Source organism: Ruegeria sp. CDSB086, assembly GCF_059611065.1.
Map to the genome: position 1 here is coordinate 126,223 of NZ_JBXWOV010000002.1, position 21,857 is coordinate 148,079.

General features: G+C 57.4%; 19 protein-coding genes. 10 read left to right on the forward strand and 9 right to left on the reverse strand.

The genetic code is table 11. The annotated features are described in order from the left end of the window. Positions 1-54 precede the first annotated feature (54 nt). Together gatB and AC2FIO_RS04250 are read left to right on the forward strand one after the other, a co-directional pair. The gene (gene gatB, locus AC2FIO_RS04245; RefSeq protein ID WP_109313088.1) at positions 55-1,566 is read left to right on the forward strand and encodes an Asp-tRNA(Asn)/Glu-tRNA(Gln) amidotransferase subunit GatB; all 1,512 of its coding nucleotides are present in this window, start codon (positions 55-57) and stop codon (positions 1,564-1,566) included. A 172-nt stretch (positions 1,567-1,738) separates the two neighbouring features. Further along, positions 1,739-2,149 (forward strand): DUF4177 domain-containing protein, encoded by a 411-nt coding sequence (locus AC2FIO_RS04250; RefSeq protein ID WP_282119147.1) that lies wholly within the window; start codon positions 1,739-1,741, stop codon positions 2,147-2,149. A 36-nt stretch (positions 2,150-2,185) separates the two neighbouring features. Here AC2FIO_RS04250 and AC2FIO_RS04255 read toward each other — a convergent pair whose 3' ends face one another. After that, positions 2,186-2,575: a VOC family protein gene (locus tag AC2FIO_RS04255; RefSeq protein ID WP_058274355.1), complete on the reverse strand. Its 390-nt coding sequence runs from the start codon at positions 2,573-2,575 to the stop codon at positions 2,186-2,188. 40 nt (positions 2,576-2,615) lie between these two features. Here AC2FIO_RS04255 and AC2FIO_RS04260 point away from each other — a divergent pair, with 40 nt between their 5' ends. Then, positions 2,616-3,152 carry a winged helix-turn-helix transcriptional regulator gene (locus AC2FIO_RS04260; protein ID WP_282119146.1) on the forward strand — a complete coding sequence of 179 codons (537 nt, stop codon included), beginning with the start codon at positions 2,616-2,618 and terminating at the stop codon, positions 3,150-3,152. A gap of 20 nt (positions 3,153-3,172) precedes the next feature. Here AC2FIO_RS04260 and AC2FIO_RS04265 read toward each other — a convergent pair whose 3' ends face one another. Continuing rightward, positions 3,173-3,427 carry a BolA family protein gene (locus AC2FIO_RS04265; RefSeq protein WP_282119145.1) on the reverse strand — a complete coding sequence of 85 codons (255 nt, stop codon included), beginning with the start codon at positions 3,425-3,427 and terminating at the stop codon, positions 3,173-3,175. 108 nt (positions 3,428-3,535) lie between these two features. Between AC2FIO_RS04265 and AC2FIO_RS04270 the strand changes: the two genes are divergently transcribed. Beyond that, a complete protein-coding gene (locus AC2FIO_RS04270; RefSeq protein ID WP_058274352.1) occupies positions 3,536-4,162 on the forward strand; it encodes a J domain-containing protein in 627 nt (208 codons plus the stop codon). 5 nt (positions 4,163-4,167) lie between these two features. On the opposite strand, the gene AC2FIO_RS04275 is transcribed toward AC2FIO_RS04270, so the two are convergent. Next, positions 4,168-5,073 carry a Hint domain-containing protein gene (locus tag AC2FIO_RS04275; RefSeq protein WP_496695884.1) on the reverse strand — a complete coding sequence of 302 codons (906 nt, stop codon included), beginning with the start codon at positions 5,071-5,073 and terminating at the stop codon, positions 4,168-4,170. A gap of 321 nt (positions 5,074-5,394) precedes the next feature. Between AC2FIO_RS04275 and cobS the strand changes: the two genes are divergently transcribed. From cobS to AC2FIO_RS04300, 5 genes are all read left to right on the forward strand, one after another. Continuing rightward, the gene (gene cobS / locus AC2FIO_RS04280; RefSeq protein WP_058274350.1) at positions 5,395-6,381 is read left to right on the forward strand and encodes a cobaltochelatase subunit CobS; all 987 of its coding nucleotides are present in this window, start codon (positions 5,395-5,397) and stop codon (positions 6,379-6,381) included. Then, entirely contained in the window at positions 6,365-6,823 is a 459-nt protein-coding gene (locus AC2FIO_RS04285) for a hypothetical protein (protein ID WP_496695886.1), read from the forward strand. Before cobS ends, AC2FIO_RS04285 begins: the two co-directional genes overlap by 17 nt. Next, a complete protein-coding gene (gene cobT / locus AC2FIO_RS04290; protein WP_058274349.1) occupies positions 6,816-8,693 on the forward strand; it encodes a cobaltochelatase subunit CobT in 1,878 nt (625 codons plus the stop codon). The genes AC2FIO_RS04285 and cobT overlap by 8 nt, the downstream gene beginning before the upstream one ends. Positions 8,694-8,766: 73 nt before the next feature. After that, positions 8,767-10,557, forward strand: coding sequence for an aminopeptidase P family protein (locus tag AC2FIO_RS04295; RefSeq protein WP_496695889.1), 1,791 nt, complete (start codon positions 8,767-8,769; stop codon positions 10,555-10,557). Positions 10,558-10,622: 65 nt separating this feature from the next. Further along, positions 10,623-10,964: a DUF427 domain-containing protein gene (locus tag AC2FIO_RS04300; protein WP_496695891.1), complete on the forward strand. Its 342-nt coding sequence runs from the start codon at positions 10,623-10,625 to the stop codon at positions 10,962-10,964. A 5-nt stretch (positions 10,965-10,969) separates the two neighbouring features. Here AC2FIO_RS04300 and AC2FIO_RS04305 read toward each other — a convergent pair whose 3' ends face one another. Then, positions 10,970-12,295, reverse strand: coding sequence for a hypothetical protein (locus AC2FIO_RS04305; RefSeq protein ID WP_282168815.1), 1,326 nt, complete (start codon positions 12,293-12,295; stop codon positions 10,970-10,972). Positions 12,296-13,044: 749 nt separating this feature from the next. Here AC2FIO_RS04305 and AC2FIO_RS04310 point away from each other — a divergent pair. Beyond that, positions 13,045-14,412 carry a DUF3179 domain-containing protein gene (locus tag AC2FIO_RS04310; RefSeq protein WP_496695892.1) on the forward strand — a complete coding sequence of 456 codons (1,368 nt, stop codon included), beginning with the start codon at positions 13,045-13,047 and terminating at the stop codon, positions 14,410-14,412. On the opposite strand, the gene AC2FIO_RS04315 is transcribed toward AC2FIO_RS04310, so the two are convergent. The 5 genes from AC2FIO_RS04315 to ftsZ form a co-directional block, all read right to left on the reverse strand. Then, positions 14,409-16,094, reverse strand: a complete 1,686-nt coding sequence (locus AC2FIO_RS04315; RefSeq protein WP_282119140.1) for a chloride channel protein — start codon at positions 16,092-16,094, stop codon at positions 14,409-14,411. The two genes, AC2FIO_RS04310 and AC2FIO_RS04315, sit on opposite strands and share 4 nt — an antisense overlap. A gap of 100 nt (positions 16,095-16,194) precedes the next feature. Beyond that, positions 16,195-17,844, reverse strand: a complete 1,650-nt coding sequence (gene recN, locus AC2FIO_RS04320) for a DNA repair protein RecN (RefSeq protein WP_496695894.1) — start codon at positions 17,842-17,844, stop codon at positions 16,195-16,197. Between the two features lie 35 nt (positions 17,845-17,879). Further along, positions 17,880-18,722, reverse strand: coding sequence for an outer membrane protein assembly factor BamD (locus AC2FIO_RS04325; protein ID WP_058279586.1), 843 nt, complete (start codon positions 18,720-18,722; stop codon positions 17,880-17,882). A gap of 127 nt (positions 18,723-18,849) precedes the next feature. Continuing rightward, a complete protein-coding gene (gene lpxC, locus AC2FIO_RS04330; RefSeq protein ID WP_113789279.1) occupies positions 18,850-19,770 on the reverse strand; it encodes a UDP-3-O-acyl-N-acetylglucosamine deacetylase in 921 nt (306 codons plus the stop codon). Between the two features lie 213 nt (positions 19,771-19,983). Continuing rightward, positions 19,984-21,603 carry a cell division protein FtsZ gene (gene ftsZ, locus AC2FIO_RS04335; RefSeq protein WP_496695896.1) on the reverse strand — a complete coding sequence of 540 codons (1,620 nt, stop codon included), beginning with the start codon at positions 21,601-21,603 and terminating at the stop codon, positions 19,984-19,986. Positions 21,604-21,857: the final 254 nt, after the last annotated feature.

A 21,857-nucleotide genomic window follows, 5' to 3' on the forward strand; every position in this document is an offset into this window, starting at 1 on the left:
GGCCGTGCCGGGCCTAATACGCAGGCTTAGACTTCTGCGGAAATGAGGCGCGCCATGCTCGACCTGACATACGAAATGCCCAAACCCAAAACCATTGCCGGGGCCAAGCACGATTGGGAACTGGTCATCGGGATGGAGGTGCATGCGCAGGTCTCGTCCAATGCCAAGCTGTTCTCGGGAGCATCGACTCAATTCGGGGCCGAGCCAAATTCGAACGTGGCATTCGTGGACGCGGCGATGCCGGGAATGCTGCCGGTGATCAACGAATACTGCGTTGAACAGGCGGTACGAACCGGTCTGGGCCTGAAGGCGGATATCAACCTGGTATCGGCCTTTGACCGCAAGAATTATTTTTATCCGGACCTGCCGCAGGGTTACCAGATTTCTCAGCTGTACCAGCCCATCGTGGGCGAAGGTGAAGTGCTGGTGGAAATGGGCGACGGCACCGCGCGCATGGTGCGAATTGAACGCATCCACATGGAACAGGACGCAGGCAAATCGATCCATGACATGGACCCGCATATGTCCTTTGTCGACCTGAACCGGACCGGTGTTTGCCTGATGGAGATCGTCAGCCGCCCCGATATTCGCGGCCCCGAAGAAGCAGCAGCCTACATCGCCAAGATGCGCCAGATTCTTCGTTATCTGGGTACCTGCGATGGCAACATGCAAAACGGCAACTTGCGGGCGGACGTCAATGTTTCGATCTGCTTGCCCGGTGCCTATGAAAAGTATCAGGAAACGCAGGACTTCTCGCATCTGGGTACGCGTTGCGAGATCAAGAACATGAACTCGATGCGCTTTATCCAGCAAGCGATCGAGGTCGAGGCCCGGCGTCAGATTGCCATCGTCGAAGGTGGCGGTACTGTCGATCAGGAAACCCGCCTGTATGATCCGGACAAGGGTGAGACACGCTCGATGCGGTCAAAGGAAGAAGCGCATGATTACCGCTATTTCCCCGACCCTGACCTGCTGCCCCTGGAAATTGAACAGGCGTGGGTTGATGACATCGCAGCCAGGCTTCCGGAACTACCGGATGCCAAAAAGGCGCGTTTTATTGGCACCTTCGGTCTGACGGATTACGATGCGTCGGTTCTGACGGCCGAAGTAGAGTCGGCTGCCTATTTCGAAGAGGTCGCCAAAGGCCGCAACGGTAAACTGGCAGCGAACTGGGTCATCAACGAACTGTTTGGCCGCCTGAAGAAAGAAGACCACGACATCACCGCCTCGCCGGTCTCGCCTGCGCAGCTGGGTGGGATCATCGACCTGATCGCCTCAGACGCCATTTCTGGCAAGATCGCTAAGGATCTGTTCGAGATTGTCTACACCGAAGGCGGCGACCCGGCGCAGATCGTTGAAGAACGCGGCATGAAACAAGTTACCGACACCGGTGCCATCGAAACTGCGCTGGACGAAATCATCGCGGCCAACCCATCGCAGGTCGAAAAAGCCAAGGTGAACCCGAAATTGGCAGGCTGGTTTGTTGGTCAGGTCATGAAAGCAACCGGCGGCAAGGCGAACCCCAAGGCCGTCAATGAGTTGGTCAGCAAAAAGCTGAGCTCGTAAGCCTTTCGGTTCATGAAACTGCAACGGCAAGTTCCGTGCGTCTGGCGCGGACCTTGCCGGTCCCGCGCGCGGGACGCAACAGACAAAACAGAATTTGCCCAACGGGCGATGATGACTGTTCGAAACCCGACAACATGTTAGATTGCCAGGGATCGGCAACCAGGAAAATCTGATGCAGCGCTACGAATACAAAGTTGTCCCCGCCCCACAAAAAGGCACCAAGGCCAAGGGCGTCAAAACTGCCGAAGGGCGGTTTGCAGTGTCGATCGAACAGATACTGAATCAGATGGGGCAGGATGGCTGGGATTACCAACGTGCGGAACTTTTGCCCAGCGAGGAACGCGCGGGCCTGACCAGTTCCACCGTGAACTGGCGCAATGTTCTGGTGTTTCGGCGAGAGGTTGCAGTTGAGTTTTCTTCAGAGCGTGAGCCGGTTGAGGACAGCGATGATGCACCCGTGGCTCAGCCGGTGCCCGGACCAGAAGAAGTGCAGGCCCCTGCACCGATTTCAGAAGAGGTCAAAGACCCGCCATTGACCCTGAAGCCCACGGATCTGTCCGAAAAGGACAAAGAGCAGACCTAAACGGTCTGCTCCGCGTTTTCACAGCATGCAGCTGAATTACTCAGCAGCGCTTGCCGCTTGGCTAAGATCCTGCGCCAGCATCAGCGCATTGCCGTCCGGGTCGTAGAACGTTGCGGTGCTGACCATGCCCTCGATCGTTTCAGTCGCCCCATCGAACCTGACGCCCGAGGATTCGAGCGCCTGACGCGCCGTCGCAATATCGGACACCCCGAACACCGGCACCGTATTGCCTGGCGCAGGCTCGGCCTGCTCACCCAGGCCCAAGGTCACACCGTCGGTTTTGGTCTTCATCTCGCTCCAACCGGCTTCGTCAATATGGTGGATCAGCTCGAACCCCAGCTTGGCCTGATACCATTCGGCACTGACATGCCTGTCTTGCACGGACATGGCGAGCGTGATCGTGTTTTCCAGTGAAACGAGTGGCATTGAACTATCCTTTTGGCGAAAATTAAAGTAACTATACTTTATGGACATAAAGATTCTTGTCAAGCTTACGTCCCGCGCCTGGTCCCTGAACATTCTGGCGTTAATGCATGAAGGCATGCCGGGACGACAGGCACCGCTGCTGGCTGCGACAAGCGCCGGCAGAACGGCATTTGCCCAAAGCCTTGACCACCTGATTCAATTGGGTTTTTTGGAACGGAATCCCGGCCACGGTCATCCGCTGCGTCCCGAATTTCGATTGACCCAAGCGGGTGTATCTGCGGCCGAAATCGCCAGCAGGATCGTGAATGTCGTGCCAGATGACGCTGATTTCGCGTTGCTCAGACGCAGTTGGACAGCACCTATTCTGGCGCTGACCGACAGGCCCCAACGATTTTCGACTCTCAAATCCGGTCTGATCACGATTTCCGATCGCGCACTTTCGACGTCGCTTCTGCGCCTGGAAGAGCAAGCGTGGATACGGCGAGACATTGATGCGACGCACCGGCTGCCTTTTCCCACCTATCGCGCGGTGAATCAGGGAATCGCGGTCAACAGGGCCATTTCTCTGGTCGCCTAGGCATCGACCAATGGGTCTGTTCAGGCATCAATATCCAGCGCCAGCGCATGAATGCGGGGCACGATGTCGCCCAATGCCTTATGTACCGCACGGTGGCGGGCGACGCGGGATTGCCCCTGAAAAGCGTTGGCACGAATGCGGACGTTGAAATGGCTTTCGCCGCCCTCTTGAAACCCGGCGTGCCCGCGGTGGCTTTCGCTATCATCTACGACTTCCAACTCGCGCGGTTCAAAGGCTGCCATCAGGCGGGTTCGGATCTCATCGGTCACGGTCATTTTTTTGCTCACGGGCGAAAATTTTACCGCCCCCCCTCTTCTACTTTCGGCTGCTTAGACTAAACTGCTGCCTCCGAGTCGAAAAGATGCGTTCTTAAGGATGAGCACATGGTGAAGTCAGACCCCTTCGGATTTGATATGTCCGTATCCACTTCCAAGAAAAAGAACCCGCGGGGGCGTCGCGGAATGTCGGGCGCGTCTGAAACCTCGACGCGTATCTGCGATCACGAAGGTTGCGAAGAACCGGGCAAGTTCCGTGCACCCAAGGCCCCGGATGTACTGGACGACTTTTTCTGGTTCTGCCAGCAGCACGTTCGCGAATACAACAACAAATGGAACTTCTTTGACGGCACCACCGAGGCCGAGCTGAACGCCCAGCGGTCCAAGGACAAAGTGTGGGAGCGCGAAACAAAGCCTATGGGTGACCCCGAAGCGCGCGCATGGGCGCGTCTGGGCATCGAAGACCCGCATCAGGTACTTGGCGCAAACAGCACCCAAAACAAAGGGCGCACGTCAGGTGGTGGCGGTCGTCGCCTGCCCCCCACGGAACGCCGCGCGATCGAAATTCTGGAAGCCAATGACAGCTGGACCAAGGCCGAGGTGCGCAAAGCGTACAAAAAGCTGATCAAGGTTCTGCACCCCGACATGAACGGCGGCGATCGTTCCCAGGAAGAACAGCTGCAAGAGGTTGTCTGGGCGTGGGATCAGATCAAGGACAGCCGGAATTTCAGATAGTCGATCTATTGTTTGATCATTTCCCGTAAAAGCTCGGCTTCGGGGCGCTTCAAGCAACGCACACGCGTTTGTTTCCAGGCGGATCCACGGCTGAACCGTTCTGGAAAGAGCACACGAAGTTCTTCTACATCTCCGCGACCGAAAGACAACAGCGCCATATCACCCAGAAACAAGCTTTCCGTCGGCAAACCGTGCGACATCAAAACTGCGTGGCGGTTGCAGGCAATATGGAAGTATGTCACCGCCTCATTGGACCACACCTGTCGAATAGTGTTGTCGTTCACAAGATGTATTGCTGCTGCAAAAACCCTCGGCTCACCGAACAACAATTCGGCGCGCCACCCTTCTAAAACAATTCTGTGTTGCGGTGACAAGTACAAATCGCGGTCAGGCAAAGCATCTCCGATCGCTCCTTTTTTGATACAAACGGGACGCAATCGCGGGTTTTGCTGCAACGCTTCCGCGCTAAGGGTCTTCTTGCCAATCCACAGAATGGATAGCAACTCACCCCTGGAAACACGAACTTTGTCCCCAACCGACAGTTCTTCGACAGGGCGAGGGCCTTTTTCGGTTTCTATCAAGGTGCCCTTTACAAAACACGGCACTGTTCCCGCAGGAAGGTCGACTGTCACATTCAGGATGGCATTGTTACCGGCTCCTGGCTGCCCGTTCGTCGCCCCTATTCGAACCGAGAGTTGCGTATTCGGAGGGATGTCTGCCCCCTCAGTAAGCTCAACGGTCAAAACTCCGCTAGGTGAAATTGAAACAGTGTAGTCGGAAGGGTCCAATCCGCCATCGCCAGTTACGGTCACGCTCCACGTCACAGCTTTGGTCGTGGTATACTGCTCCATAACCGAGGTCGACCCACTGGGGATCGAGATAGAAGTCGGACCTGAGATTACTAACGACATTTGTACCTACACTCATAAAATAACAAAATCGGGAACCGCTTTTGCATAATCATATATGCATATTTAACTCATCACATCTTACTATTGCAATATTAATGCTTCACGGGACTGCGTGGCGGCGTTCTGGGCCCAAAATTCGGGCTGTCCAAGATTTGAAAGATTAGCTCGAGACATTGGACGCAACATCGATAAGGCCAGTTTCAAAGAAACATCCGCCTAAGTACCTAGCAGCACGGCTTTCCCTTGCCCTTGCCCGCAATATGTTGCACCACACACGAGTTCAAACCCGGCAACGCGGGGCAAAGGATAAGGACAAGGCGAATGGCTGACGGATCGATCGACGTAAACGCAAAACCCACCGAAGAAATTTCGGTCCGTGACGTGTTCGGTATTGAAACCGACATGGCGATCAAGGGCTTTGCTGACCGCAGTGACCGCGTACCCGCGATCGACCCGACCTACAAGTTTGACCCCGAAACTACACTAGCCATTCTGGCAGGCTTTTCGCACAATCGGCGTGTGATGATCCAAGGCTATCACGGCACAGGCAAATCGACCCATATTGAACAGGTCGCGGCCCGCCTGAACTGGCCCGCCGTCCGTGTGAACCTCGACAGCCACATCAGCCGGATCGACTTGATCGGTAAGGACGCGATCAAACTGCGTGATGGCAAACAGGTGACCGAGTTCCACGAAGGCATCCTGCCCTGGGCTCTGCGGAACCCCGTTGCCATCGTTTTCGACGAATACGACGCGGGCCGTGCCGACGTGATGTTCGTGATCCAGCGTGTTCTCGAACATGACGGTAAGCTGACCTTGCTGGACCAGAACGAGATTATCACGCCGAACCCGAACTTCCGCCTGTTTGCCACCGCGAACACCGTCGGTTTGGGCGACACAACTGGCCTGTATCACGGAACGCAGCAGATCAACCAGGCGCAGATGGACCGCTGGTCGCTGGTCTCGACGCTGAACTACCTCAGCCACGATGCCGAGACGATGATCGTTCTGTCCAAGGCGCCGCATTACAACACCGAAAAGGGCCGCAAGACCGTCAGCCAAATGGTCACCGTCGCCGACCTGACCCGGACCGCCTTCATGAACGGCGACCTGTCCACCGTCATGAGTCCCCGGACCGTGATCAACTGGGCCCAAAACGCCGAGATCTTCCGCGACGTCGGCTATGCCTTCCGCCTGTCCTTCCTGAACAAATGCGATGAACTGGAACGCCAGACCGTCGCCGAGTTCTATCAGCGTTGCTTTGACGAGGAGCTGCCGGAAAGCGCGGCGAGTGTCAGCTTGGGTTAACTCAAATCTTTGGGCCGGATTACTCTGCTCGGCGTTCTTAGCAAACCCCCTTGTGGGTTCGGCTAAAACGTCGAACGGAAACGGCAACAAAGTGCTGTTTCCAATAGCAGCAAGCCCAAAGCACGATGAAACAGAGTTCGTTAAAAAGAGGTGCCTTGCGTTTCTAGAAGCTGTGTTTCTTTACCGCATGATCCTTGCCAACCCTTTTGTTTTTCCCGAAGGTGCGGCCGAGGGTACATTTAATTGGGCATTGGACCTTAGGATGACTGACAAACTGGCTGTTATTTCGGATCTGAAATTCGCGCCTGAAGTTCAGGAATATACAGACCAATACTTGGTGGAGTTTGGCCCAGTAACCTACCCTTCTCCAGTACCAAGCAAAGGTTTATACCTTTCAGATAAGACGACATGCCAGCAAGAGTTCGGGGACAGCGATGAGTAAACCAAACGACAACCCCGCCGATCCGTTCAAGAAGGCTCTGGCCGAGGCCACCAAGGTGATGGCCGATGATCCCGAACTATCGGTAAGCTATACTGTCGACCCCTCGGGTCTGTCGGGCGAGTCGATGCGTTTGCCGCAGGTTTCTCGGCGCATGACTCGCGAAGAGGTTTTGCTGGCGCGCGGTACGGCGGATGCTTTGGCGTTGCAGCGCCGGTACCATGACGATGCGACCCATAATCGCTATGCGCCTCCGGGTGATATGGCGCGGGATCTTTATGAGGCCATGGAAGTTGCCCGGTGTGAGGCGATGGGCGCGCGGGATATGCCCGGCACGGCCTCTAACATCGATGTTAAAATTGGGCACGAGGCGCTGCGCCGTGGGTACGACCAGTGCAAGCAGCCTGCTGATGCCCCCTTGTCGGTGGCCGCGGGTTATCTGATCCGTCACTTGGCAACCGGACGGGACCTGCCGCCTGCGGCCGAGAACATCATGAACCTGTGGCGCGGCTTCATCGAAGAGCAGGCTGGCGGCACGCTGGAAAACCTGCAGGAAATCCTGTCGGATCAGGCCGAGTTTGCCAAATTTGCCCGTCAGATGATCAAGGATCTGGGGTATGGTGACCAGCTGGGCGAAGATCCGGACGAGCTGGACGAAGATCAGGAAGATCAGGCCGAGGACGACGCCGAAGAACAGCCCGACCCCGATAGCACTGGTCAGGATGATCAGGACGAGCAGGACGCCGACGCGACCCCCGAGCAAACGCAGGAAGAGCAGCAGGACCAATCTCAGGCCCAGGTCTCGATGGACGAGATGGCCGAGGATGAGATGGGCGATGAGGCCGAGATGCCTGACGGTGAGGCCCCGATGGAGCCGCCGTCCCCGCCCCCTGCATCCGAGGCCGACCCGGACTACAAGGTTTACCTTGGCACCTTCGACGAAGAGATCGCAGCCGAGGATTTGGCCGAGCCTGCTGAATTAGAACGGCTGCGCGCCTATCTGGATCAGCAGCTTGAGCCGCTTAAGGGTGCCGTCAGCCGTCTGGCGAACAAACTGCAGCGCCGATTGCAGGCGCAACAGAACCGTTCTTGGGAATTTGACCGCGAGGAAGGCATTCTGGATGCCGGTCGTCTGGCGCGTGTTGTGGCCAACCCGACCACGCCGCTGAGCTTCAAGGTCGAGAAAGACACCGAGTTCCGCGATACAGTGGTGACGCTGCTGCTGGATAACTCGGGCTCGATGCGCGGTCGCCCGATCTCGATCGCGGCGATCTGTGCCGATGTTCTGGCCCGGACGCTGGAACGTTGCAACGTGAAGGTCGAAATCCTTGGCTTTACTACGCGCGCTTGGAAAGGCGGCCAGGCACGTGAGGCATGGCTGAATGACGGTCGCCCGCAACAGCCGGGGCGTCTGAACGATCTGCGCCACATCATCTATAAAGGTGCGGATGCCCCGTGGCGTCGCGCGCGACCCAATCTGGGGTTGATGATGAAAGAAGGCCTGCTGAAAGAGAACATCGACGGCGAAGCACTGGAATGGGCGCATCGCCGGATGCTTGCGCGACGCGAGCAGCGCAAGATCCTGATGGTGATCTCGGACGGTGCGCCTGTTGATGATTCAACGCTCAGCGTTAACCCAGCAAATTATCTGGAAAAACACCTGCGCGACGTGATCGGGATGGTCGAAAAACGTAAGATGGTCGAGCTTTTGGCCATTGGTATCGGCCACGATGTGACCCGGTACTACGACCGCGCGGTAACAATCACGGATGTCGAACAGCTGGCAGGTGCGATGACTGAACAGCTAGCGGCATTGTTCGACAGCGATCCGCGGGCGCGCGCGCGTGTGATGGGGATGAAAAGGGCCAGCTGACGCTGGCCCTGCCTCCGGCAGGAATATTTTTCGAAAGATGAAGGGGCAGCCCCCCGTTTGCGAGAGGTGTCACATGTTTCAGTCCTTTGCAGTCACTGCGCGTCCGGAACAGGGACCGCCCAGGCTGGCCGCTTTGCGATCACAGATGGCACAGGATGGGCTGGACGGTTTTTTGATCCCACGCGCCGATGCGCATCAGGGCGAGTATGTGGCCCCTCGCGATGAACGTCTGGCATGGCTGACGGGTTTCACCGGGTCGGCCGGTTTCTGTGCAGTGCTGACCGGTATTGCGGGCGTTTTCATCGATGGCCGATATCGCACGCAGGTCAAGGCACAGGTTGCGGCGGATTTCACGCCCGTGCCGTGGCCCGAAACCAGCCTAGGCGCATGGCTTAAAGACCAGCTGCCGAACGGCGGAAAGGTTGGCTTTGATCCCTGGCTGCACGCAGCGGGGCAAATTGCCAGTTTGAAGAAAGAGTTGAACGCGAACGGTATCGATCTTGTGCGATGTGACAATCTGGTGGATCGGGTGTGGCCGGATCAGCCGGACGCCCCGATGAACCCGGTTAAGGCGCATCCGATTGAGTTTGCAGGGGAAACAGCCACAAGCAAAATCGCGCGGCTAGCGGAGGATTTAAAACGGAACGGGTGTGATGCGGCCATCATTACATTGCCGGATTCGATCATGTGGCTGCTTAACATTCGTGGATCAGATATCGGGTATAACCCGGTGGCACATGGGTTTGCCATTCTGCATGCTGATGGTCGGGTTGATCTGTTCATGGCGGCGCAAAAGCTGGCCGGGGTGTTGGATCACCTGGGCGACCAAGTTCAGGTTCACGACCCACAGTTGTTTCTGGAAGCCGCTGCGGGTTTGGACGGCAAGGTTCAAGTCGACTTGGGGACTTTGCCGCAAGCAGTTGCTGACGTTCTCAGCGACAAGATGATGGATGCAGGGGATCCCTGTGCCTTGCCCAAAGCTCGCAAGAATCCGGCCGAAATCGCTGGAAGTGCCGAAGCGCATCTTCGCGACGCGGTCGCCGTTATTGAGACGTTATGCTGGCTGGATGCACAGACCCCGGGCACAATGACGGAAACGCAGGTGGTCACGCAGCTTGAGGAAAACCGCCGCCGGGAAAACGCGCTACAGGATATCTCGTTCGACACGATTGCGGGCACCGGGCCCAACGGCGCGATCATGCATTACCGGGTGACCGAAGAAACCGACAGCCGGCTGGAGTATGGGCACCTGTTGGTTTTGGATAGCGGTGGTCAGTATCTGGATGGCACAACTGACATCACCCGCACCATTGCGATAGGGGAAGTAGGCGATCAGGAAAAAGCCTGCTTTACCCGCGTGCTGAAAGGGATGATCGATATGTCCATGCTGCGCTGGCCCGCCGGGCTGGCCGGACGAGATATCGAATGCATCGCACGCGCCCCCTTGTGGGCAGCGGGCCAGGATTTCAATCATGGGGTCGGCCATGGCGTCGGTGCGTATCTGAGCGTCCATGAAGGGCCGCAGCGCTTGTCAAAGGTCAGCCACGTACCGCTCGAGCCAGGTATGATCCTGTCCAACGAGCCCGGATATTATCGCGAAGGCGCGTTCGGCATTCGGATCGAGAACCTTGTTGTGGTGCAGGATGCCCCGACGCTGCCCACCGCTGACACCGAGCGTGCGATGCTGAACTGGCGGACACTTACATACGTACCGATTGACCGGCGGCTGGTAGTAGTTGATATGCTAACGGTAGATGAGCGCGCGTGGCTGAATTCATATCACCGCGACGTTGCGGAAAAAGTCCGCCCAAGGCTGGGCGACGACGCTCAACTGTGGTTGGATGCCGCAACTGCGCCGATCTGACACTGGACTGTCACATAAACCGGGCAGAGGAGTGATCCGTACTGAAGACGAGGGAAGAAGCAGAGATGACAGACATAACGATCCGCAAAGCAGCTGGTAAATGGAGCGTTCGTTCCGGGGGCGCCGTTCTCGGAGAGAGCATGAATGCGCTGGAGCTGCTGGAAGGTGATCTGGATCCGGTGATCTATTTCCCTCGCGCCGATATCGGAATGGCATTTCTGGACCTTACAGAAAAGGTTACGCACTGCCCGCACAAAGGCGATGCGACGCATTTCTCAATCGTCAATAAATCATCCGTGACCGAAAACGCAGCGTGGAGCTATGAGGACCCGGTCGCCGCAATGGCCGAGATCAAGGGTTATGTCGCGTTTTACCGCGTCGATTCCGTTAAGGTCGAACAGATTTAAATCCCTCAGATGGCCTCTCTGACCCGCTCGGTCGCGGCCATGTCGTGACGCACACGCCCATAGGCCTGTGCCATGGATGTCAGAGTATGCGGCGGGCAGCCAATTTCTGCGAGGCAAGAGGCATCGATCACACGCACGCGCCGCTGAAAGGCCTGTTCAACTACCTGATCTACAGGTTCATCGCCCGGTCCAAAGGTCAGGTTGTGATAGTGGAACCCCTGCCCTGGCGCAGTAACGCCCAGATTGTGTCGCACGCGATGCGAGCCCAGCCAGTGCAATAGAAACTGTAGCCCCTCGTCCTGCCCCGGGTCCGGTACATGCGTCGCCTCGATCTGACCAAGCTCAGGTTGCAGACGAAACTGTACATATGTCTTGGGCGTCCAGATCCGAACGGGTTGCACGAAATCAATGAAACGTCCCATGCGCCAGCCGCGCAGACGCGGACCCAGGCCCAGGGTTGTCGTAACAAGGCTTACCGGGGCTTGCGACACGGCATAGACAGATGCAAAAAGGCTGCATCGACCATCCTGTTTCCGCTTGAGTGTCAGCGCATTGAAATTTCCACGATTCGTGTAGTTCCGCGGGGATCCCAACGCGCGCGCCAGCCTCAGACAGTTGATCGTATAAGGCGCGTGGTCCAAAAAGCCGATCTGAGTGATTTGTGGCAGGCTTCGCGCAAGCAATGTGGCCGTGCCCAGAACGCCTGCAGCCAGGAACACCTGGCGGGCCTGAATGCGTGTCCCATCCGCCAGTTCCAAGCTTACACAATTCTGGTCATTTTCGATCCGTTGCACACGGCCAGCACGGACTTCGACATTTGGCATTTCGCTTAGACGGTTTCCTACGGCCCGCGCCATTGCACCCAAGCCGATATCCGGGGCGTCTTTTGTTCCCGTCAAAAGGCGTGGCACACTTTTTTCCAACCCATCGCCCAGTTGCTCGCGCCGGATGCCGCCTATGACCTGCAGGTCACTTTGCACGGTCTCGCAGGCGGCGGTGTAATCTGCCCAGCTTTCAAGATATCGCCCCTGACCCCAGGGATCATCGTTATCGTAGACCTGCAATTGTTTGCCCCAAAAATTGGCAAGCCCACCCACTTCGGCGGCGACGAACAGCGGCGGGGCATCCCCGGATACATCGGTCCGTTCGGTCATAAAGGCCGGCTGCTGACGTTCGTACGCGACAGACACAATCTTGGCCGGGCCGTCCTCACATGGTTCAGATCCCGCGCCTGTAATCACCACCACCGAACCTGAAACCGCTCGCATTGCAGTCAAAGCGGCGTAGCCAGCGGGGCCCGCGCCTATCAACGCAACATCAAATACTCGCATAGTGTGGACCTTTGCCCGGCGCCCACCGTTGTATTGACCTGATGGTCGCCAAACAGTGGCTGAAACAGCCTCGTGGGGGCATTGCAGAAAAACTGGTAAAAAATTGGACGTCCTGAGATACTTGTTTGCCTGACCCGTCCCGATCAGCAAACCACCTGCCTCCCAATTTGGCGAGGTACGAACCTCCTTGTTCGGACAACAACCCGCCCATCCGGTTATTTCCGTGCGAGACCCTCACACCAGGTCTCCGAGCCGGATACCTGAAGGAGGGGTTTTGAAACATAGCCGTTGAGACACATGATGCGTGTAGGCTGCATAAATCCGGGAGTGCAAATCAAGATGCAGAAATAGCATTTTCAAAGTACTCCCGTTCGCGCGAGTTTCAGTTCAAAAATAAGTCAATGCAGTTATGTCGTTCAAGATCTTGAAATTTCTTGGCTCCCGACACTCGCTTTGGGAGTAAATTTCCTTTAGTCGCGTAGGGATATCGCTGCAATCGTCACAAATATTAACGATTTTTTGGCCTTTTGATCAAGAAATTCGGAAAAAAAGTGAAATTTTTAGCTGTATTTGGGATGCAGCTTACCAGCAAAAACCCGCCAAGACATGCAGCCAGAAGGGTTTCGCCAACAGTTCAACCCGGGCCACACCCCCAAAAACATCGGGTTCACGATCTAATCACGGGGCTGTTGCATGCATGTGAGGCATCAAGAGTGCACAATGCCACCAAACACCGCCCAGAGGATGCCATGTCACTTACCCGTCGCAGTTTCGCAGGATCATTGGGGACCGTGCTCTTGTTGCCTGGCGCATTGTCCGCGCAACAAGACCCCGTGCTGGATGCTGTGCGTTCCACCTTGTTCGGAAGCAACGCGGAGTTTGAGCAAGGCATGGCCATTCTCGTGCAACGCGACAACCCGGATGTGGTGCCTGCTTTGCTGACCGGTATGCGATACGCCAGACGTCGCAGCAGCAACATCGTGAAGGTCATGCAGACCCTGACAGGTGAGAGTATCGGCCAAGACTGGTTTGAGTGGATGCTCTGGCAGGAAAAGAACCCGCAAATCGTGCCGCACCCCTCGCTCATCCCGTTCAAGCGCGAGGTTCTCCTGGGGATAGATACGAATTTCGATGTCTTCCTGAAGCCAAAGTACTTGCAGCGCGACAAGATGAAGATCCGGCTTGAAGAGATCGCGTGGGGTGGTGTGAACAAGGATGGTATCCCATCGCTGGACAATCCGGCGCTGATCCCTGCCGCGCGCGCAGATTACCTTAAGGACGATGACCTGGTCTTTGGCGTTTCGATCAACGGGGACGAACGGGCTTACCCGCTGCGGATCATGGGCTGGCATGAAATGTTCAACGAGGTGATTGGCGGGGTTCCGGTAGCCTTGGCCTACTGCACACTGTGTGGTTCAGGCATTCTGTTTGAAACGCAAGTGCCGGGTCGCAGCAAACCGCTGATCTTCGGCTCATCCGGTTTTCTGTACAGATCCAATAAACTGATGTTCGATCGTCAGACGCATTCCCTGTGGAACCAATATACCGGTAAGCCAGTTGTTGGCGCGCTTGTCGGCAGCGGTATCGAGTTGAAACAACGCCCGGTGGTTATCACCACATGGCAAAGTTGGAAAACATCGCATCCCAAAACGAAAGTTCTTTCAATGAACACCGGTCACCGGCGGAACTATGGGTCGGGTGTCGTGTATCGGGAGTATTTCGCTTCGTCCGAATTGATGTTCCCGGCGCTGGTCGATCAGTCCAGCCACAGGCAGAAAGACTATGTTTTCGCCATCCGGCAATTCGGCGCGGCGCGAGCATGGCCCCTGGATGCGTTCGGCAGGAGCCGGGTAATCAACGACGCCATCGCCAACCGGCCTCTGGTGCTTATCGGAAACGACGAGAAGCGCGCAGTGCGGGCTTATGAACGCGCATCCCACAAGTTCGCTGCGTCTGGCAGCGAATTGGTGGATGAAACGGGTCAGAAGTGGACCATGACCGAAGAGGCGCTGGTTGGACCGGGAGGCACGGAATTGCCCCGGGTCGCAGGCCATATTTCGTACTGGTTTGCTTGGGACAACTACCTAGGCGATACCGCGACCGTGTATAAACGCTAAGAGTGCTCTTCAGCCGCCGTGGCAGCCAAGGCGCGATTATACGCTTTCAGTGCATCGACGTGGTAAAGCGCTCCGACCGGGTTTTCACTGCCGTCCTCTTCGACAATCACCACCGGAATACAGGGGATGTCATCCCTGTCGAAATAAGGCATCGCGGCCTCTAGCGTGGCGCTAGCTTGAACACATAGCCCTTGTTCGATCAATTCGACCGCCTGTTCTTTCGTGATCGAGCGCGAATCGCCCAAGGGGCGCATGACCGCCCCGGTTCGCAGCATCGCCAGCAGATAGGCTTGCGGCCCTGCGGCCAGATGCACGTTACGACGTTCCAGCTGGGTCAAGAAGAAGGACCGATCCACAAGACGCGAGGCCAGCGCTGTCGACATCGACACCGAAACCATCACAGCCAGGCCGATCTGCCAGTCTCCGGTCAGTTCAAAGACAATCATCGTGGTCGAAATCGGTGCGCCCAGAACCGCGGCAGCAACGGCCCCCATTCCGGCAAAGGCATAGAGCGTATGGGTGCCAGAAACATCAGGCAGCAGCCCGGTTGCGATCAGGCCGAAGGCCAGTCCGGTCAACGCCCCAATCATCAGCGATGGGGAAAACACCCCGCCGCCCATACGTCCGCCCATGGTGATCGCTACGGCAACCGTCTTGATTACCGCAAACAGGATGGCAAAACTCAGGGTCAGGTCACCTGCCAAAGCGCGGATCGTGGTTTCATACCCGACGCCGATGATGTGCGGGAACCAGATCGCCAGCAGCCCCAACATCGCGCCTGAAACAGCTGGGCGCAGCCAGCCAGGCAAGGCAAGCCGGTTCTGGATATGGTTGCCGATATCTTCCGCAAAAAAGATCGACCGCATGAGCAGAAGCGAAACCAGCCCGCAGATTAGGCCAAGTAGCAGGAAGGCGGGCAATTCCACGTAGAATTGCAGGGAACCGGGTGTATCCAGAACAAACTCGGTCACGTCGCCATATTCCAGCCGGTTGATTACTGTCCCAGCAACCGAAGCGATCACGATGGGCGCAAACGCATGCACTGCAAAGTGGCGCAGTACGACCTCAAGCGCGAAAAGTGCACCTGCGATCGGTGAGTTAAAGCTGGCCGAGACGGCGGCGGCAACGGCGCATCCCAACAGATCGCGCCCGGTGATGCCATCGGCATGGATGCGGTTGCTGACCCAGGTTGAGATCACGCCAGCCATGTGCACGACCGGCCCCTCTCGGCCCGTGGACCCGCCTGTACTGAGCGTGACGAGCGAGGCAAAGAACGACGCGATACCCGCCTTGCTTTCCACGCGACCATCGGTCACCGCGGCCCCTTCGATGACGTCAGCGACGGATCGCACGCGTCCGTCGTCGGTGAACTTGTTCAGGATCACGCCCACGATTAGCCCGCCGATGATGGGAATGATCAGGATCAGAAACCAAGGCAGCTTTTCCGCATGGCTGTGCAGCAGCAAAATGTCATCCGTATCATAGACATAAGCCTGCAGCGACCGGATGGCCTTGCGAAACCCCAATGCCATGAAACCTGCCGCAATCCCGATCGCCAGCGCGATGAACCAGAATTGAATCTGGCTGGGCCCACGCCGTCGCATCACCCGCCAAGCGTCCTTGATCGCGGCCAAAGCCTGATTGAGCTGGTTGCGCAGAACAGTGCGGGTTGATTGGGTCATTGGCTCTCGGGGATCACGTCTTTCCCCTTAGTAAGCCACGGAGCGCCCTTATAAAAGTGGGATCGCGACGGATTGAACACGCGAAAGCGGCAGAATTGCCTCAGGCCTGCAAAAGGGCCCGGGCGGCAGCGCGGGCTTCGTCCGTGATCGTGTCACCTGCGACCATACGGGCAATTTCATCCACGCGGTCGGGTTCGGCCAGCGGAACAACGGTAGAAAGGGTCTGCCCGTCGGTGACGTGTTTTTGCACCCGCCAGTGATGCGCCGCGCGGGCCGCCACCTGCGGTGAATGCGTCACAACCAGCACCTGCCCGCCCTGCGCCAGCGCCGCCAGACGCCGCCCGACCGCATCGGCAGTTGCACCACCAACGCCCCGATCGATCTCATCAAAAATCATCGTGCGCGCGCTGTCATCCCCGGTCAGGCAGACCTTGAGCGCCAGAAGAAACCGACTGAGTTCGCCGCCCGAGGCAATTTTGTTCAGCGGACCAGAAGGTGCGCCGGGGTTGGTGGCAACTGTAAACGCGACAGCGTCGATGCCTTCCGGACCGGGGTCTGACGCCATGATTTCCGTTTGGAACACGGCACGCTCCATCTTCAACGGGGCGAGTTCGGTCATCACGGCGACATCCAGCTGCCCGGCTGCCTTCTGGCGCGCAGCACTAAGCTTGACCGCTGCATCGTCATATGCGGTCTGAGCGGCGTCCACCGCTGCCCGCTGAGCGGCAAGATCCGCATCGCCTGCGTCAAGTCGGTTCAAACGGTCACGCAAAGTTTCGGCAAAGGTGCCCAGATCATCAGGTACAACATCATGTTTACGAGCCAGTGCGCGGATGGCGAACAGGCGTTCTTCGGCCTGCTCCAATTCCACCGGATTGAAATCCAATTTTTGCAGACAAGCATCGACACCGTCCTGCGCCTCACCCAATTCGATCAGGGCGCGCCCCAGGGCCGCGATTGGTGCCTCCAATTGGCCGCCGGCATTGTCCGAGACGCCTTCGAGCCAACGCACAGCGTCCGCTATTGCGCTTTCAGCCCCGTCCCCGCCAAGCAGAGAGAAAGCCCGAGCGACATCATCCCGGATACGCTCAGCTCCTTGCATCATGCGACGGCGAGCATCGAGCTCAGCGTCCTCGCCGGGTTGCGGGTCCAGCTGATCAAGCTCAGATACTGAATGCCTCAGAAATTCCTCTTCCGCGCGCATCGCCGCAAGGGTGGATTCTGTTTGAGCAAGAGCTTTGCGCGCACGTGACATCTCGGACCAAGAGGACCGCACCGTTGCAAGGTGGCCATCGACTCCGGCGTAATCATCCAGTATTGCCCGGTGACCGCGCGCGTTCAACAGGCCGCGATCATCGTGTTGACCATGCAGTTCGATCAGGGTCTCGGACAATGCGCGCAGCACCTCGCCCGAACAACGGCGATCATTGACCCACGCGGTCTTGCGCCCCTCGGCCGTATTCACCCGCCGCAGGATCAGTTCCTCTCCCCCGGGCAGGCCCGCCTCGGCCAGAATTGCATGTGCAGGATGGTCTTCTTCCAATTCGAACTCGGCCACGACTTCACCCTGGGCGGCGCCCTGACGGACCAGTTCAGCCCGGCCACGCCAGCCCAGAACAAACCCCAGCGAATCCAGAAGAATCGACTTGCCCGCACCGGTTTCACCAGTCAACGCATTCAGGCCCGGCTGAAACGTCAGTTCCAGCCGGTCGATGATCAGCATGTCACGGATATCGAGGGCGCGCAGCATCGGGTCTTAGCGTCCCACCCCATTGGCCATGGCGATTACAACCACTCACCTTTGACGGTCTGACGGTAGATCGTGCTGAGCCAGTTGTTGCCACGGCTCTTGAGATCCAACCCGCGTGACGTCAGCAACGAATAGCCCGCATCGTACCATTCGGACGATTGATAGTTGTACCCAAGAATGGCCCCTGCCGACTGTGCCTCATCCGCAAGACCCAGTGCCAGATAGGCTTCAATCAAGCGGTACAGAGCTTCGGCGGTATGAGATGTGGTCTGGAAATCTTCAACCACCACACGGAACCGGTTGATGGCTGCGGTATAATGGTCCTGGCGCAGATAATAGCGTCCAATTTCCATCTCTTTGCCAGCCAGATGGTCAAATGCCAGATCGAATTTCAACACCGCAGAGGTCGCGTATTCGCTATCCGGATAGACCTCGATCACTGTGCGCAGCGATTGCAACGCCTGAAAAGTCAGGCCCTGATCGCGCCCGACCTCGTCAATCTGGTCATAATAGCTGAGCGCCAGAAGATATTGGGCATAAGCCGCATCTTCGTCCGTCGGGTAAAAGTCGATGTACCGTTGTGCGGCGCCTCGGCTCTCTTCGTAGTTTTTGTCCGAGTGGTATGAGAACGCCTGCATGATCAGCGCGCGCTTGGCCCAATCGGAATACGGATACAGACGTTCAACTTCTGAAAAATACCACGCCGCATCGTCCGAACGATTCTGCGACAGCTCATATTCGCCGCGCGTGAAAATCTGTTCAGGAGTGAACCCTTCCAGGTTCTGATTGCGGTCTGCGCCTTTTCCAGCGCACGCCGTCAAAACTGCTGTCAGAAGAATCGCGCCTGCGAACCTGACTGCCGCTTTGCTGCCAACCATTCCGCCTATCCTTGTCGTATTACTTGACGGGGTTAAGCCCCGATTTAGGCCAAGGTCTAGCACATAAAATTCCGGTGCAAAACGTCTTATGCGCCCCTTCGCGGAATTGTCGACAGAGTTGATCCAATCAGGCGACTTCGGGGATTTCGTCCCGGACCAGGCCCTGCCCCGGAAGGCGGGCTGCCTGTTCGGGCGTACACAGGATCGGACGGACGGCACCCGGTGTTTCGAACAGCTTGCGCAGCAGAGTATTGGTCATTGCATGGCCGGATTTGTCACCGGTAAAGTGACCAAAGATCGGACCGCCTGCCAAATACAGGTCACCAAGGGCGTCCAGCATCTTGTGACGCACTGCCTCATCCGCGTGGCGGAAACCACCCGGGGTAAGGACTTCATCACCCTGGACAACGACGGCATTTTCCAGCGTACCGCCCAAAGCCAGCCCGTTTTCGCGCATCGCCTCAACATCAGTACGGCGACAGAACGTCCGGCAGTCACACAGCTCACGTGCGAACGAGCCGTTGCGCATATCCAGTGTCTTGGTCTGGCTGCCGATGGCACCGTCTTCGAAGTCGATATGGAAATCGATGATCAGACCATTTGCAGGCGCAATCGATGCGCTGGCACCTTCGCGCACAGCGGTCACCGGCTTAAGAACCTCATAGGCCAGAACCGGGCTGGCTTGGCGACGCACGCCCTTCGCCATGATACCGCGAACGAAATCAATCGAAGACCCATCCATGATCGGAACTTCGGGACCATCAATCTCGATCAGTGCGTTATGTATTCCGCAACCGGCCAGCGCGGCCATAATGTGCTCAACCGTAGACACAGACACACCTGCGTCGTTGATCAGGCGGGTGCACAGCGGGGTGCGCTCGACCACGTCATAGATCGCAGGGACAAGGGCATTGCCCAGCTCAATATCCGTCCGTTTGAACCAGATGCCGTGACCGGCGGCCGCCGGTTTCAGGACCATCGTCGCAGGCTTACCGCTATGCAGTCCGACGCCTGTAAACGTGACCGGAGATTTGAGCGTATGTTGCAAGGTGAACCTCGAAGAGTGGTGTCCGGCCTCGGTTGGCCGTGTTGGACACTCAGTTAAGGAAGGCGGCGTCAAGGCTCAACTCACTCTTTGCAACCGAATGAAACATGTATGTGACAGATCGGCAAATCCCTGCTTACACCCCATTAAGCATCTGTAAAACAAAAGAAAAGGGCCGCCATTTGGCGACCCTCTGCATTCATTTTGTTACCGCGATCAGTTGGCCTGGCGCCGCAAAAAGGCGGGAATTTCGATCCGGTCCTGTTCGGGATCGATCTCATCCCTTGCAGGTGCCGTAGCGTCAGATTGGCGCATAACGGGCTGCTGGCGCGGTGGTTGCGCCGGAGTATCTGCCGCGTGACCGGTCATCCGATCGATCAATCGGTTAAAGCCAAACCGGGGACGATCATGCGCTTCTTCCTGCGGCGCAGGGGTCGGCTGTGGGGTCGCAGGGCGAGCCATCGAAGGGCTCCGCTCGGACGGCGGAACGTTCTGGACTGCGGCCTGCAAGCGCTGCAGCGCCTCGGGCGACGGTGTTCCCGCTGCCGGTTGAGGCTGCGGCGCGACATAGTTTTCGGACGCAGGCTCAACCGGTTCGGGGGTCGGCTCGAATTCGGCAACGCGCGGCTGATAGGCCGGCGGAGGCAAACCATCATCATCCTGCCGGGCACGCGACTGGAACTGCGGCTGGGCAGGCTCTTCCGGCGCTTCAAACAGCGAGGGTTCGCGGATCATATCTTCCTGCGGCGCTTTCTCAGCGACTTCCGCAGCAACCGGGACCTCTTCCTGCACCGACTCTTCTGCCGAAACGGTGCGGGTCAGCGGTGCCGACATAGAGCGGCGCGCGACAGGGACATCTTCCTGCTTTTCACTGGCATCGATACCGGTCGCGACAACCGATACGCGCATGCCGCCTTCCATCACGGTATCCAGTGTCGAACCAACGATGATGTTCGCCTCGGGATCCACTTCTTCGCGGATGCGGTTGGCGGCTTCGTCCAGTTCGAACAGGGTCAGGTCGTGCGAGCCGGTGATGTTGATCAGAACGCCCTTGGCACCCTTGAGGCTGATTTCGTCCAGCAGCGGGTTGGCGATCGCCTTCTCGGCGGCCTGAACCGCGCGATCTTCGCCGGTGGCCTCGCCGGTTCCCATCATCGCTTTGCCCATCTCATCCATCACGGCGCGAACATCTGCAAAGTCGAGGTTGATCAGGCCCGGACGGACCATCAGATCGGTCACGCCTTTGACGCCCTGATAGAGAACATCGTCCGCCATCGAGAACGCCTCGGTAAAGGTGGTCTTTTCGTTGGCCAGACGGAACAGGTTCTGGTTCGGGATGATGATCAGAGTGTCGACGACCTTTTGCAGCATCTCAACGCCGTCTTCGGCCTGACGCATCCGCTTGGCACCCTCAAACTGGAAGGGCTTGGTCACAACACCAACAGTCAGAACGCCCAATTCCCGTGCAGCTTGCGCGATGATCGGGGCCGCGCCTGTACCGGTGCCACCGCCCATTCCGGCGGTGATAAAGCACATATGCGCCCCAGCCAGATGATCAACAATCTGTTCAATGCTTTCTTCGGCTGCTGCCGCACCCACAGTCGGACGGGCCCCTGCCCCCAGACCTTCGGTGACTTTCACGCCCAGTTGAACCCGTGCCGAGGACTGGCTTTGTTGCAGTGCCTGTGCATCGGTGTTGGCGACCACAAAATCGACGCCGTCCAGCTGTTTCTCAATCATATTGTTGACAGCGTTGCCGCCTGCACCACCAACGCCAAATACTGTGATCCGAGGCTTCAGTTCGTCGTGCCCGGGCATCGAAAGATTCAATGTCATGCTCTGTCCGCCTGTTTTTTTGTTCCCGCCAAAGCGGTGTTTTTCTTACCTATCCACTAACAATCCTACCGTTTGAAACGGCAAACGTCACGCCAAAAATCGCGCAATTCCACAAAATATGGAGGAAATAAGGCGCTGACCGGCAGTATTTCGCAAATACCGCCAGATGTTGCGCAAAGAACTCAATGTAGCACAAAACAGGCAATTTGCGCGCGGCACTCAACCGACGCATCACCAAAGGGACTCATAAACTG

What these genes read in the sequence shown, in the direction of transcription:
- AC2FIO_RS04275 (WP_496695884.1), bottom strand. Translation starts at nt 5,073, where the DNA reads ATGTCGTTAGTAATCTCAGGTCCGACTTCTATCTCGATCCCCAGTGGG.
- AC2FIO_RS04325 (WP_058279586.1), bottom strand. Translation starts at nt 18,722, where the DNA reads ATGGTTGGCAGCAAAGCGGCAGTCAGGTTCGCAGGCGCGATTCTTCTG.
- AC2FIO_RS04255 (WP_058274355.1), bottom strand. Translation starts at nt 2,575, where the DNA reads ATGCCACTCGTTTCACTGGAAAACACGATCACGCTCGCCATGTCCGTG.
- AC2FIO_RS04270 (WP_058274352.1), top strand. Translation starts at nt 3,536, where the DNA reads ATGGTGAAGTCAGACCCCTTCGGATTTGATATGTCCGTATCCACTTCC.
- cobS (WP_058274350.1), top strand. Translation starts at nt 5,395, where the DNA reads ATGGCTGACGGATCGATCGACGTAAACGCAAAACCCACCGAAGAAATT.
- AC2FIO_RS04300 (WP_496695891.1), top strand. Translation starts at nt 10,623, where the DNA reads ATGACAGACATAACGATCCGCAAAGCAGCTGGTAAATGGAGCGTTCGT.
- cobT (WP_058274349.1), top strand. Translation starts at nt 6,816, where the DNA reads ATGAGTAAACCAAACGACAACCCCGCCGATCCGTTCAAGAAGGCTCTG.
- AC2FIO_RS04260 (WP_282119146.1), top strand. Translation starts at nt 2,616, where the DNA reads ATGGACATAAAGATTCTTGTCAAGCTTACGTCCCGCGCCTGGTCCCTG.
- AC2FIO_RS04315 (WP_282119140.1), bottom strand. Translation starts at nt 16,094, where the DNA reads ATGACCCAATCAACCCGCACTGTTCTGCGCAACCAGCTCAATCAGGCT.
- ftsZ (WP_496695896.1), bottom strand. Translation starts at nt 21,603, where the DNA reads ATGACATTGAATCTTTCGATGCCCGGGCACGACGAACTGAAGCCTCGG.
- AC2FIO_RS04295 (WP_496695889.1), top strand. Translation starts at nt 8,767, where the DNA reads ATGTTTCAGTCCTTTGCAGTCACTGCGCGTCCGGAACAGGGACCGCCC.
- AC2FIO_RS04265 (WP_282119145.1), bottom strand. Translation starts at nt 3,427, where the DNA reads ATGACCGTGACCGATGAGATCCGAACCCGCCTGATGGCAGCCTTTGAA.
- AC2FIO_RS04250 (WP_282119147.1), top strand. Translation starts at nt 1,739, where the DNA reads ATGCAGCGCTACGAATACAAAGTTGTCCCCGCCCCACAAAAAGGCACC.
- gatB (WP_109313088.1), top strand. Translation starts at nt 55, where the DNA reads ATGCTCGACCTGACATACGAAATGCCCAAACCCAAAACCATTGCCGGG.
- AC2FIO_RS04310 (WP_496695892.1), top strand. Translation starts at nt 13,045, where the DNA reads ATGTCACTTACCCGTCGCAGTTTCGCAGGATCATTGGGGACCGTGCTC.
- recN (WP_496695894.1), bottom strand. Translation starts at nt 17,844, where the DNA reads ATGCTGCGCGCCCTCGATATCCGTGACATGCTGATCATCGACCGGCTG.
- AC2FIO_RS04305 (WP_282168815.1), bottom strand. Translation starts at nt 12,295, where the DNA reads ATGCGAGTATTTGATGTTGCGTTGATAGGCGCGGGCCCCGCTGGCTAC.